Genomic DNA, 12,024 nt, shown 5'->3' with positions numbered 1-12,024 from the left:
CCCCGACGCCGTTCCTGTGACAATCGGGGCCATGGAAAGCAGCAGCGCCCCGTCGGGCGGCAGCACGCGCCGCGAGGCCACCCGGCAGAAGCTCTACGAGGCGGCCGTCACCCTCATCGCCGAGCAGGGCTTCTCGGCGACCACCGTGGACGAGATCGCCGAGCGGGCGGGGGTCGCCAAGGGCACGGTGTACTACAACTTCGCCAGCAAGTCGGTCCTCTTCGAGGAACTGCTGCGGCACGGCGTGGGCCTGCTCACCGCGTCCCTCCAGGAGGCGGCCGAGCAGACCGAGCGCGACGGCGGCAGCAAGGTCGACGCGCTGGACGCGATGATCCGCGCGGGGCTCGGTTTCATCGCCCGCTACCCGGCTTTCACACAGCTCTACGTGGCGGAGCTGTGGCGCACCAACCGCGCCTGGCAGTCCACGCTCATGGTGGTGCGCCGGCAGGTCGTGGCGGTGGTGGAGGACGTGCTCCGCGCGGGGGTGGAGAACGGTGAGCTCGCCGACGAGATCGATGTCCAGCTGACCGCGGCGGCGCTGGTCGGCATGGTCCTGGTGGCCGCCCTGGACTGGCAGTCGTTCCAGCCGGAGCGCACCCTCGACGACGTCCACGCCGCGCTGTCCCGGCTGCTTCAGGGGCGGGTGAGCGGCCGCCCCTGAGACGGCACTGCGCAAAAAGGCGAAAGCGCCGGTCCTGGACCGTGGCCGCGTCCCCCGCGGGCCACCGTCCGGACCGGCGCCTTCCGTTCCCCCGTACTCCCCCGTACGTCCCCCCGTTCGGTCGTTCCCCCGGGTCTCCCCCGTGCCTCGCCTCCGCCGGCCTTCGCCGGCGGAAGGAGCGGATCGAGGGCCGCTCCGTTCCGGCGCCCCGTGTCGCCGGTGCCGGAGCCGCGCCCTTCCTCCGTGCCTCAACTCTTTCGTTCGCGCGGGGTGGTCCCCATCCGCGCGCGTACTCATCTCGCCACCTAGGTACGGATACTCAGCCGTCCGTGCTCGCCCCCAGACGGCCGTTTCCACCGGGCGGGCCGCACGCGGCCGGCCAGGGCCGGACCACCGGGCGGGACTGTCGGTGGCGGCCGATAAAGTCGCGGGCATGGCACGGATTGCGGTGATCGGCGCCGGGATGGGCGCGATGGCGGCCGCTGCCCGGCTGGCCGTCGCGGGCCACCGGGTGGCGGTGTACGAGCGTACGGAGACGTACGGCGGTGGTGTGCGCCGCCGGGAGCGGGACGGCTTCCGCTTCGACACCGGGCCGGGCCTGCTTCCCCTGCCCGCGGTCTACCGCGATCTGTTCGTCAAGACCGGCAAGGAGCCACTGGAGGACTGCGTCGAGCTGGTCCAGGTCGACCCGTCGGCCCGGCACGTCTTCGCGGACGGCACGGCGGTCTCCCTGCCGAACGCCTCCCGCGCGGGCGTCGTCGCCGCGCTGGACGAGGCCCTGGGGGCGGGCGCGGGCGGCCGCTGGGGCGACTTCCTGGTGCGGGCCCGCGAGGCCTGGGACCGCACGCGGCGGCCGCTCCTGGAGGAGCCGCTGTGGCCGAACTGGACGGTGCTGGCCGAGCGCGAGCCCTACCCGGCGGTCCCCCACAAGCGGCTGCTGCGCACCCGCCGGGCCGGCACGCCGGCCGAGATCGGCGCCTGGGAGCTGCGCGACCCCCGGCTGTCCGCCCTGCTGGAGAGCCACGTCCTCGGCCACGGCCTGGACCCGCGCGTGGCTCCGGCGAGCGTGGCCGTGCTGCCGTACATGGAGCACGCCTTCGGCGTCTGGTACGTCCGCGGCGGTCTGCGCGAACTGGCCCGCGCGGTGTACGACCGCTGCCGGGCCCGCCGCGTCGAGTTCCGCTTCGGTGCCGAGGTCGCACGCGTGCTGGTGCGGGACGGCCGCGCGGCCGGCGTGGAACTGGCCGACGGCACGACGGCGGAGGCGGACTTCGTGGTCGCCGGTGTCGCCCCCGGCGTACTGGACGGCCTCACCGCGGGCACGGCGGTGCGCGGTGCGGACGAGGTCCCCGCGCGGGGCGGGCTGCCGAGCCGGCTGACGGTGCTGCTGGCGCTGCGCGGCGGCCGCCCCGAGGGGACGCCGTGTCGCACGGTGGTGCATCCGCTGGACCGCGACGCCGAGTTGGCGTACGTGTTCGACGGCGGCGCCGGGACGGAGGTGCGGCCCACGGTCACCGTGCTGCGCCCGGACGACCCCGAACTGGTCCCGGACGCCGCCCACGAGGCGGTCACGCTGACGGCGACCGTTCCGGCGGGCGCCACCGGGCCGGAACTCCGGCTCCACGCGGACCGCATGATCTCCGCCGCCGAGCGCGCCGTACCCGGTCTGCGCGACCGGCTGCTGTGGCAGGAGGAGCACACCCCGGCCGACATCGCGGAGGAGACCGGCGGAGCGGGCGGGGCCGTGCCCGCGCCCGCGCTGGCGGCGGGCGGGGGCGTCTGCTGTACCCGGCCAACTCCACTGCCGTGGAAGGGCTTTTCACCGTGGGCGGCTGGTCGCATCCGGGCGGCGGACTGCCGCACGCCGGGATGTCGGGCGCGCTGGTCGCCGGGCTGATCGTGGAGGGTCCGGAGTTCCGGGGCTCCCAGTGAGCCGCTGAGCCGCCGGTAGAGGCCGGCGGCTCGACACCGGTCAGAACCGGTAGTGCTCGTCGTAGCCCTGGCCGTGCGCCTGCCCGTCGCCCTGGTAGGGGTACGGCTGCTCCGGCGGGAGTTCGGCGCCCAGGGGGTCGTCGGTGGTGCGCTGCTGCGGGACCCACACCCCGCCGGGCGGAGTCTCGCCGCCGTAGCCGTGGGCGGCGTACTGGTCCTGGCCGTAGGCCTGCTGGCCGTACTGCATGTCGTAACCGGGGTCGTACGAGACACCGCTGTAGGTCTGGGTGCCGATGTACGGGTCGGAGTAGGCGGCGTACTGCTGCTGGCCGGTGGTGTCGTAGCCGTACTGCTGCGGGTAGCCGGAGTAGCCGTCGTAGCCGTATCCCTGGCCCTGGTCGGCCGTCTGGGCGGTGGCCGCGTACTGGTCCTGGGAGCGGTCGCCGCCGTGGGCCGAGTCGCCGTATATGCCGTAGGAGCCGGTCTCGTCCGGGAGCGGCTGAGGCTCGTAGACGGCGGTGGTCTCGGCGGCGGAGGCGGCGCCGGAGCGGGCCGGGGTGAAGACGTCGTCGCGGTCGTGGTCGTCGCCGTAGGACCCGTATCCGTCACTCCGAGTGGTGACGGCGTGATCCGTCGCTTCGAGGTCGGAGACCTCCAGGGTCGGGTGCTTGCGACCCCCGCGGTCACGCTTGCCGCCGCCCGCGCCAGGGCGGCCGGTGACCGCCCAGCCGGCCGCGAAGCCTCGGCGGAACGACAGCGTGACGTAGGTCTGCCCGACCGCGAACGCGGCGGCACCCAGTCCGATCACGATGACGGACGGGATCAGTACACCGACGACGACACCCAGGAAGCCCGCGAACGCCAGCAGCCGCCAGCGCAGCCGCGCCTTGTACTGCAGCAGGACCTCGCCGAGCAGCCACAGCGCGACGATGCCGAACGCGATGTAGAGGACCGTCCAGCCCATGTACGCCCCTCTCCCAGTGGCCGCTACGCAGTGTGTCGTATGACCGTGCGACCGGTCTAGGCCCGCGGTGGGTGGTGCAGGCCCAGGTTCTCGTAGATTTCCAGCGTCGCCGTGGAGTTGTTGAGCGTGATGAAGTGCAGTCCGGGCACTCCTTCGGCCAGCAGCCGCGCGCAGAACTCCGTGGCGAAGTCGATGCCAATGGAGCGTACAGCGGCGGGATTGTCTTTTGCTGTGAGGATCCGCTCTTTCAGGGCGTCCGGGAACGCCGCGTTGGTGAGGGACGGGATCCGCTCCAGCGTCCTCACGCTACCGATGGGCATGACCTCGGGGATGATCGGGGTCTCGCAGCCGGCCGCCGCGACGCGGTCGCGCAGCCGCAGGTAGTCCTCCGGGTGGAAGAACATCTGGGTGATCGCGTAGTCGGCGCCCGCGCGGCACTTGTCGACGAAGTGGCGGACGTCGGTGTCCCAGTCCTCGGACCGCGGGTGCATCGCGGGGAAGGCCGCGACGCCCACGCAGAAGTCACCGGAGGTCTTGATCAGTTCGACCAGGTCGGCGGCGTAGGTGAGGCCCTGCGGGTGCGGCACCCACTCGCCCATCGGGTCCCCGGGCGGGTCGCCGCGCAGCGCGAGCATGTTGCGGATCCCCGCGTCGGCGTACTGGCCGATGATGTTGCGCAGGTCGGCGACGGAGTGGTCGACCGCCGTGAGGTGGGCGATCGGGGTGAGGGTGGTGTCCGAGGCGATCGCCTCGGTCGCCTTGACCGTGCCCGCGCGGGTGGAGCCACCCGCGCCGTAGGTCACGGAGACGAAGTCGGGAGCCACGGCCTCGACCCGGCGCAGCGCGTTCCACAGGTTCCGCTCGCCCTTCGGGGTTTTCGGGGCGTAGAACTCGAACGAGTACGTCGTCTTGCCGGTCGCGAGCATGTCGCGGACGGTCGGAGCGTGATCCGACCTGGTGGATGCGGTGCCGAGGGCCATACGGGCAGGTTAGCCAGGGCTTCGTGGTCCCCCAACCGGAGTCGGGAAATTTGCCCGATTTGTCACTTTGTTGTCCACCCCTTGGACAGATCCGTGGACATCACGCCTCCCGCAGCCGCTTCACCAGCTCCGCCGTCGCCGCGGCCGGGTCGTCCGCCTCGGTGATCGCGCGGACGACGACCACCCGGCGGGCTCCCGCGTCCAGTACCTCGTCGAGGTTGCCCAGGTCGATGCCGCCGATGGCGAACCAGGGGCGGTCGGTGCCCAGGGCGGCGGTGTACCGCACGAGGTCGAGACCGGGGGCGTGCCGGCCGGGCTTGGTGGGGGTGGGCCAGCAGGGGCCCGTGCAGAAGTAGTCCACGCCCTCCTGGACGGCGGCCGCGGCGGCCTCGGACTCGGCGTGGGTGGAGCGGCCTATGAGCACGTCGTCGCCGAGGATCGCGCGGGCCGCGGGGACCGGGAGGTCGCCCTGGCCCAGGTGGAGCACGTCCGCGCGGGCGGCGTGGGCGACGTCCGCGCGGTCGTTGACCGCGAGGAGCCTGCCGTGCCGGGCGCAGGCGTCGGCGAAGACCTCCAGGTGCTCCAGCTCCTCGGCCGCCTCCATGCCCTTGTCGCGCAGCTGCACGATGTCGACACCGGCGGCCAGCACCGCGTCCAGGAACTCGGGCAGGTCGCCCTGGCGCCTGCGGGCGTCCGTGCAGAGGTAGAGCCGGGCGTCGGCGAGGCGGGCGCGGGCCGTGGTGGCGTCGGGCATGGGTGTCCCCCCGTTGTCGGTGGCGTACGGGCAGCGGCGGGCCGCCGCGGGCCGCGGTGAACCACGGCCGTGGCGACTGTGCGCGCCGCGGCCCGTACGCCGGACGGTTGTTCAGGTCAGCTTGCTCAGATCACACGGCGAGCGCCTGGGCCCGGCGCTTCACCTCCGTGCCGCGATTCTCGCTGAGGGCCTGCGCGGGAGTGCCGGGCAGGCTGTCGTCGGGGGTGAAGAGCCACTCCAGCATCTCTTCGTCCGTGAAGCCGTCGTCCCGCAGGAGTGTCAGGGTCCCGGACAGGCCCTTGACGACCTTGTCCCCGTCGATGAAGGCGGCGGGGACGTGCAGCGCGCGGTTCTCACCACGGCGTACGGCGATGAGCTGGCCCTCCTTGACCAGCTGCCGCACGCGCGTCACCTCGACGCCGAGCTGTTCGGCGATGTCGGGGAGGGTGAGCCAGGCGGGGACGAGAGCATCGATCTTTGCGTCAATCTCGGTCACGTCACCAAGCCTGCCATCCCGGACTGACAGTGGGTAGCCAGCACGGGCGCGGCGGGGCCGACGGAGTGGACCGTAGCCCTCCGGGCGGATCCTACGCCGTCGCCGCCTTCAACGGCCGCCCGGGGTCGGTCAGCAGCTCGGGGTCCATCGGCGCGCCCGACTCGATCAGCCGGCGGCCCTGGGCGAGGTCCCTCGGGCGGCCCACCGCCAGCAGGGCGACCAGGCGCTTCTCGCGCAGCCAGCACACCGACCAGGCGGGCCCGGACGGGTCCCCGCGCCACAGCAGCGTGTCGGCGGACGCGTGGTGCCCGGCGTACTGGACGAAGCGGCCGAACTGCTCGGACCAGAAGTACGGGACCGGGTCGTACACCGCGGGGGCCTCGCCCGTGGTGGCGCCGACGATGTTCGCGGCGACCGTGCGCGGGCCCTGGAGGGCGTTGTCCCAGTGGTGGACCAGCAGCCTCTCGCCGTACCGCGCGGAGGGGAACGACGCGCAGTCGCCGACCGCGTACACGTCCGGCGCGGAGGTGCGCAGACCGGCGTCGGCGACGACCTCGCCGTACGTCCCCAGCTCGATGCCGGAGCCCGTCAGCCAGGCCGTGGCGGGCCGGGCGCCGATGCCGACGACGACGGCCCCGGTGGGCAGCCGCGTCCCGTCGTCGAGGAGCACCGTGCCGGGCTCGACGCGCGCCACGCGCGCGTGGGTCCGCAGATCGGCGCCGGCGTCGGCGTACCAGGAGGTCATCGGGGCGGCCACCTCGGCGGGCAGCGCCCCCGGGAGCGGCCGGTCGGCGGCCTCCACGACGGTCACCGCGCAGCCCGCCTCCCGCGCGGCGGTGGCGAACTCGGCGCCGATCCAGCCCGCGCCGACGACCACGACGTCGTGCTGGCGCGCGAGCACCGGCCGCAGCCGTTCCGCGTCGTCCAGGGTGCGCAGCAGGTGTACGCCGGGCACGCCCTCGGCGCCGGGCAGCCGAATCGGTTCGGCGCCGGTGGCGACGACCAGGACGTCGTACGGCTCCGGCCCGGCCTCGGTGTCCAGCTCGTGGTCGGCGGGGCGCACCCCCTGGACCTCGCGCCCGAGGTGCAGCTCGATGCCGAGCGCCTCGAAGTCGACGTCGAAGGCGGAGCCCTCGGCCGTGCCGAGCAGGACCGCCTTGGACAGCGGCGGCCGGTCGTACGGCTGGTGGGGTTCCGCGCCGATCAGGGTCACCGTGCCGGTGTAGCCCTGTTCGCGCAGGGCGACCGCGGTCTGCACACCGGCCATGCCCGCGCCGGCGACGACCACCCGCCGCGGTGCGGACGATCCCCGTTCCTGGGTCTGCTCGCTCACCTGATCACCATAGACAACTGACATCTCGTCAGTCAGTGCTCGTGCGTCGTGACCTGCTCCACAACACTGGTCCCGGAGCCCTCCTGGGACTCCCACCGCCAGGTCTCCTCCAGCCGCAGCCGCCCGTCGGGCAGCTCCACCACGAGCGACACGCAGTGCCCGGAGGAGGTCGTCCCGTCCGTCTTCAGCTGGACATACCGGAAGTCCAGCCGGTCGCCCTCCCGGGTACCCACCAGATGCCCGCGGACGACGTCTCCGCCCGCGTACTCGGCCCAGATCTCGCCGTCCTTCTCGTGGTAGGTGAACCGGGTGCGGGTGCCCACCTGGCCGGGGGCCTGGTCGGCGACGGGGGCGAGGACGAGACCGTCGAGGGATCGGTGGTGCGGGCGGGTCACGGGCGGAGGCTCCCTTACTGAGCGGCACGGGGTCGGGCTAGGGTGGCCAACGTAAAGCACTCGCGGGAGCCCGGACGCACCGGGCTGAGAGGGAGGCTGGCGGCCTCCGACCGTACGAACCTGATCCGGGTCATGCCGGCGAAGGGAGGGGCTGGACGCCCATGTCGCGTACGTCCGACACATCCGACGTCCTCGTCATCGGGGGCGGGATCATCGGTCTGGTCACGGCCTGGCGGGCCGCGCAGCGCGGTTTCGCCACGGCGGTGGCGGACCCCGAACCGGGCGGCGGGGCCGCCCAGGTGGCGGCCGGGATGCTCGCCGCCGTCACGGAACTGCACTACGGCGAGGAGACCCTGCTCGGCCTGAACCTCGCCTCGGCCCACCGCTACCCGGAGTTCGCGGCCGAACTGAGCGAACTCACCGGCCACGACCTCGGCTACCGCCGGTGCGGCACGCTCGCCGTCGCCCTCGACGCCGACGACCGGGCCCATCTGCGCGAACTGCACGCCCTGCAACGGCAGTCGGGGCTGGAGTCGGAGTGGCTGTCGGGCCGCGACTGCCGGCGGCTGGAGCCGTTGCTCGCGCCCGGGGTGCGCGGGGGCCTGCGGGTGGACGGCGACCACCAGATCGACCCGCGGCGGCTGGCGGCGGCGCTGGTGGCGGCCTGCGAGCGCGCGGGGGTCGTGTTCCACCGCGTGTGGGCGGAACGGCTCACCGTCGCGGGGGGCCGGGCCACGGGCGTCGTCACCGCCGACGGCACCGTGCTGGGCGCCGGGCAGGTGGTGCTCGCCGCGGGCAGCTTCAGCGGGCGCCTGGCGGGCGTCCCGGACGAGCTGCTGCCGCCGGTGCGGCCGGTGAAGGGGCAGGTGCTGCGGCTGACCGTGCCCGCGCGGTACGCGCCGTTCCTCAGCCGGACCGTGCGGGCCATGGTGCGCGGCAGCTACGTCTACCTGGTGCCGCGCGAGAACGGCGAGCTGGTGGTCGGCGCGACCACCGAGGAGCTGGGCTGGGACACCACGGTGACCGCGGGCGGGGTGTACGAGCTGCTGCGCGACGCGCACGAGCTGGTGCCGGGCATCACCGAGCTGCCGCTGACGGAGACCCGCGCGGGACTGCGCCCCGGCTCCCCCGACAACGCGCCGCTGCTCGGCCCGACCGACCTGGACGGGCTGCTGCTGGCCACCGGCCACTACCGCAACGGGGTGCTGCTGACCCCGGTGACCGGTGACGCCATGGCCCACGTCCTGGCCACCGGTGAACTTCCGGAGGAGGCCCGCTCGTTCACGCCGAAGCGTTTCACCGCCGCCCGCACGGAGCCCGCACCGACGGAACCGGCGCTCAAGGAACCGGCGCTCAAGGAACCCGCACGCACGGAGCCCGCACTCACGGAGCAGTCCGCATGAACATCTCGGTCAACGGCGAGAGCCGCGAGGTCGCGCCCGGCACGGCGCTCGACGCCCTCGTCCGCACGCTCACCGCGGCGCCCTCCGGAGTGGCCGCCGCCCTCAACGAAACCGTCGTCCCGCGCGCGCAGTGGGCGGCCACCGCGCTCTCCGACGGAGACCGCGTCGAAGTCCTCACCGCCGTCCAAGGAGGCTGACCCATGGCCGACGACCCCCTCGTCCTCGGGGACACGACGTTCACCTCCCGGCTGATCATGGGCACCGGCGGCGCCCCCAGCCTGGACGTGCTGGAGCGGTCCCTGGTGGCCTCCGGGACCGAGCTGACGACCGTCGCGATGCGCCGGGTGAACCCGGACGTGCACGGCTCGGTGCTCTCCGTGCTGGACCGGCTCGGCATCCGGGTGCTGCCCAACACGGCGGGCTGCTTCACCGCCGGGGAGGCGGTGCTCACCGCGCGGCTGGCGCGGGAGGCCCTGGGCACGGACCTGATCAAGCTGGAGGTCATCGCCGACGAGCGGACCCTGCTGCCCGACCCGATCGAACTGCTGGAGGCCGCGGAGACCCTGGTCGAGGACGGGTTCACGGTGCTGCCGTACACCAACGACGACCCGGTGCTGGCGCGGAGACTGGAGGACGTGGGCTGCGCCGCGATCATGCCGCTCGGCTCCCCCATCGGCTCCGGCCTCGGCATCCGCAACCCGCACAACTTCCAGCTGATCGTGGAGCACGCGCGCGTGCCGGTGATCCTGGACGCCGGGGCCGGTACGGCGTCCGACGCGGCGCTCGCCATGGAGCTGGGCTGCGCGGGTGTGATGCTCGCCTCGGCCGTCACCCGCGCCCAGCAGCCGGTGCTGATGGCGGAGGCCATGCGCCACGCGGTGGAGGCGGGCCGGCTGGCCCACCGCGCGGGCCGCATCCCCCGCCGGCACTTCGCCGAGGCGTCGTCCCCGACGGAGGGCCGGGCCCGCCTCGACCCGGAGCGCCCGGCGTTCTGACCGGACCGGCCCGGGACGGTCACAGGTCTGCTGCAGTCCGTCCCCCGGGACACCGGGAGGGACGGTCGTGTCGGTGGCGGCTCGTACACTCACCTGCGTGGACACGACCCTTCAGGACCCTCTGGTCGGGCAGCTGCTCGACGGCCGTTATCGCGTCGACGCGAGGATCGCGGTCGGCGGGATGGCCACGGTCTACCGGGCCGTGGACACCCGCCTCGACCGCGTCCTCGCGCTGAAGGTGATGCACCCCACGCTGGCGGCCGACGCGTCGTTCGTGGAGCGGTTCATCCGGGAGGCGAAGTCGGTCGCCCGGCTCGCCCACCCCAACGTGGTCCAGGTCTTCGATCAGGGCGCCGAGGGGGCGTACGTCTACCTGGCGATGGAGTACGTCGCCGGCTGCACCCTGCGCGACGTGCTGCGCGAGCGCGGCGCGCTCGCTCCCCGGGCCGCGCTGGACATCCTGGAGCCGGTGCTGGCCGCGCTCGGCGCCGCGCACCGCGCGGGGTTCGTGCACCGCGACATGAAGCCGGAGAACGTCCTCATAGGGGACGACGGCCGGGTCAAGGTCGCCGACTTCGGGCTGGTCCGTTCCGTCGACACCGTCACCAACACCACCGGAACGGTCCTCGGCACGGTCTCCTATCTGGCCCCCGAGCAGATCGAGCACGGCACGGCCGATGCGCGCGTGGACGTCTACGCCTGCGGTGTCGTGCTGTACGAGATGCTGACGGGCGGCAAGCCGCACACCGGCGACACCCCCGCCCAGGTGCTGTACCAGCACCTCCACGCGGACGTGCCGCCGCCCTCGGCCGCCGTCCCCGGTCTGGCGTACGAGCTGGACGAACTGGTCGCCTCGGCCACCGCGCGCAGCCCGGAGGTCCGCCCGCACGACGCCGTGGCGCTGCTCGGCCAGACCCGGGAGGCACGGGCCGCGCTGAGCGAGGACCAGCTCGACGCGGTACCGCCGCGGGCCCTGACGGCGGAGCACGACAACGCCGAGGACCGCACCAGCGTGATCCCGCGCGCGCTGACCTCCCCCGCACTCGGCTTCGCTCGCGCGGGGGGACCCCCATCCCGCCCGCTGCCGGTCGACGGGGACGACGAGCCGCGGGTCGAGCGGACCAGTCGGCTCCAGGCGCCGCCGCCGGCGGCGGCTCCCCGGCGCCGGCCGCCCCGCACGGTGGTGACGATCGTCGCGGCCGTCCTGCTGGTCCTCGGCGTCGGCGCGGGCGTCTGGTACATCAACTCCGGCCAGTTCACCCAGGTCCCGCCGCTGCTGGCGAAGACCCAGGAGCAGGCCGAGGACCGGCTCGCGGACGCCGGCCTGGAGGTCGGTGACGTCGAGCACGCCTACAGCGACACCGTCGAGCGCGGCACGATCATCAGCACGGACCCGAAGCCGGGCAGCCGGATCCGGCAGAACGACTCGGTCACGATCACCGTCTCCGACGGGCCCCGGACCGTGAAGGTGCCCAACCTGGCGGGCTACCGCCTGGACAAGGCGCGGGAGGTGCTTAAGGACGAGGGCCTGGAGCCGGGCATGGTCACCCGCGCGTTCTCCGAGGACGTGGCGCGCGGTGTCGTGATCGGCACGGAGCCGGTGGCGGGCACCGAGCGCAAGGCGGGCTCCGCGATCGCCCTCACCGTCAGCAAGGGCAGCCCCATCGACGTCCCGGACGTCACCGGCCAGGACCTCGCCGACGCCCGGCAGCGGCTCCAGGAGGCCGGCCTGAAGGTGCGGGTCGCCGAGCAGCAGGTGCACTCGGAGTTCGACAAGGGGCAGGTCGCCGAGCAGACCCCGGACGCCGGGCGGCGCGCCGCCGAGGGCGACACGGTGACGCTCACGGTGTCCAAGGGCCCGGTGATGGTCGAGGTCCCGGACGTGGTCGGCGACAGTGTCGACGAGGCGAAGGACAAGCTGGAGGCCGCCGGCTTCCAGGTCGAGGAGGACCGCGGACTGCTGGGCCTGTTCGGCGACGAGGTCGAGAGCCAGTCGGTCGAGGGCGGCGAGACGGCCCCGAAGGGCGCCACGATCACGATCACGATCCGCTAGAGACCGGTGAGGGATCAGCTGAGAGCCACCCCACACCCTCCGCGGCCGGGGCAGGGGA

Annotated in this window: 11 protein-coding genes, 1 pseudogene and 1 riboswitch; of the genes and pseudogenes, 6 read left to right on the top strand and 6 right to left on the bottom strand. The window is 73.7% G+C overall.

Annotated features, from left to right (window positions below):
- Positions 1–31 precede the first annotated feature (31 nt).
- Both ACSU6L_RS27710 and ACSU6L_RS27705 read left to right on the top strand, forming a co-directional pair.
- Positions 32–661, top strand: a complete 630-nt coding sequence (locus tag ACSU6L_RS27710; RefSeq protein ID WP_437061085.1) for a TetR/AcrR family transcriptional regulator — start codon at positions 32–34, stop codon at positions 659–661.
- 433 nt (positions 662–1,094) lie between these two features.
- Positions 1,095–2,593, top strand: a pseudogene (locus ACSU6L_RS27705) (phytoene desaturase family protein).
- 40 nt (positions 2,594–2,633) lie between these two features.
- Here ACSU6L_RS27705 and ACSU6L_RS27700 read toward each other — a convergent pair.
- The 6 genes from ACSU6L_RS27700 to ACSU6L_RS27675 form a co-directional block, all read right to left on the bottom strand.
- Entirely contained in the window at positions 2,634–3,557 is a 924-nt protein-coding gene (locus ACSU6L_RS27700; RefSeq protein WP_437061083.1) for a hypothetical protein, read from the bottom strand.
- Positions 3,558–3,613: 56 nt separating this feature from the next.
- Positions 3,614–4,537 carry a methylenetetrahydrofolate reductase [NAD(P)H] gene (gene metF / locus ACSU6L_RS27695; RefSeq protein ID WP_437061081.1) on the bottom strand — a complete coding sequence of 308 codons (924 nt, stop codon included), beginning with the start codon at positions 4,535–4,537 and terminating at the stop codon, positions 3,614–3,616.
- Between the two features lie 100 nt (positions 4,538–4,637).
- The gene (gene thiE / locus ACSU6L_RS27690; protein ID WP_437061079.1) at positions 4,638–5,291 is read right to left on the bottom strand and encodes a thiamine phosphate synthase; all 654 of its coding nucleotides are present in this window, start codon (positions 5,289–5,291) and stop codon (positions 4,638–4,640) included.
- A 130-nt stretch (positions 5,292–5,421) separates the two neighbouring features.
- Entirely contained in the window at positions 5,422–5,787 is a 366-nt protein-coding gene (locus ACSU6L_RS27685; RefSeq protein WP_073942871.1) for an Rv2175c family DNA-binding protein, read from the bottom strand.
- A 91-nt stretch (positions 5,788–5,878) separates the two neighbouring features.
- Positions 5,879–7,120 carry an NAD(P)/FAD-dependent oxidoreductase gene (locus ACSU6L_RS27680; RefSeq protein ID WP_437061077.1) on the bottom strand — a complete coding sequence of 414 codons (1,242 nt, stop codon included), beginning with the start codon at positions 7,118–7,120 and terminating at the stop codon, positions 5,879–5,881.
- Positions 7,121–7,152: 32 nt separating this feature from the next.
- On the bottom strand, positions 7,153–7,515 hold the full coding sequence (locus ACSU6L_RS27675) for a hypothetical protein (RefSeq protein ID WP_437061075.1): 363 nt from the start codon (positions 7,513–7,515) through the stop codon (positions 7,153–7,155).
- A gap of 52 nt (positions 7,516–7,567) precedes the next feature.
- Positions 7,568–7,679: riboswitch (TPP riboswitch) on the top strand.
- Between ACSU6L_RS27675 and thiO the strand changes: the two genes are divergently transcribed.
- The 4 genes from thiO (at position 7,677) to pknB (ending at position 11,966) form a co-directional block, all read left to right on the top strand.
- Entirely contained in the window at positions 7,677–8,918 is a 1,242-nt protein-coding gene (thiO, locus tag ACSU6L_RS27670; protein ID WP_437061073.1) for a glycine oxidase ThiO, read from the top strand. It overlaps the preceding riboswitch by 3 nt.
- A complete protein-coding gene (gene thiS / locus ACSU6L_RS27665; protein ID WP_073942874.1) occupies positions 8,915–9,115 on the top strand; it encodes a sulfur carrier protein ThiS in 201 nt (66 codons plus the stop codon). The genes thiO and thiS overlap by 4 nt, the downstream gene beginning before the upstream one ends.
- Positions 9,116–9,118: 3 nt before the next feature.
- A complete protein-coding gene (locus ACSU6L_RS27660; RefSeq protein WP_437061071.1) occupies positions 9,119–9,913 on the top strand; it encodes a thiazole synthase in 795 nt (264 codons plus the stop codon).
- Between the two features lie 97 nt (positions 9,914–10,010).
- Complete coding sequence (gene pknB / locus ACSU6L_RS27655; RefSeq protein ID WP_437061069.1) at positions 10,011–11,966, top strand: Stk1 family PASTA domain-containing Ser/Thr kinase; 1,956 nt, start codon at positions 10,011–10,013, stop codon at positions 11,964–11,966.
- Positions 11,967–12,024 lie beyond the last annotated feature (58 nt).

Source organism: Streptomyces sp. enrichment culture, assembly GCF_964272855.1.
Classification (GTDB): Bacteria; Actinomycetota; Actinomycetes; order Streptomycetales; family Streptomycetaceae; genus Streptomyces.
Note: the sequence above shows the minus strand (reverse complement) of the source record. Positions and strands in the feature narration are given on the sequence as shown.

Excerpts from the sequence above, each read along its gene's own strand:
- ACSU6L_RS27710 (WP_437061085.1), top strand. The coding sequence starts at position 32 with ATGGAAAGCAGCAGCGCCCCGTCGGGCGGCAGCACGCGCCGCGAGGCC.
- ACSU6L_RS27700 (WP_437061083.1), bottom strand. The coding sequence starts at position 3,557 with ATGGGCTGGACGGTCCTCTACATCGCGTTCGGCATCGTCGCGCTGTGG.
- metF (WP_437061081.1), bottom strand. The coding sequence starts at position 4,537 with ATGGCCCTCGGCACCGCATCCACCAGGTCGGATCACGCTCCGACCGTC.
- thiE (WP_437061079.1), bottom strand. The coding sequence starts at position 5,291 with ATGCCCGACGCCACCACGGCCCGCGCCCGCCTCGCCGACGCCCGGCTC.
- thiO (WP_437061073.1), top strand. The coding sequence starts at position 7,677 with ATGTCGCGTACGTCCGACACATCCGACGTCCTCGTCATCGGGGGCGGG.
- thiS (WP_073942874.1), top strand. The coding sequence starts at position 8,915 with ATGAACATCTCGGTCAACGGCGAGAGCCGCGAGGTCGCGCCCGGCACG.
- ACSU6L_RS27660 (WP_437061071.1), top strand. The coding sequence starts at position 9,119 with ATGGCCGACGACCCCCTCGTCCTCGGGGACACGACGTTCACCTCCCGG.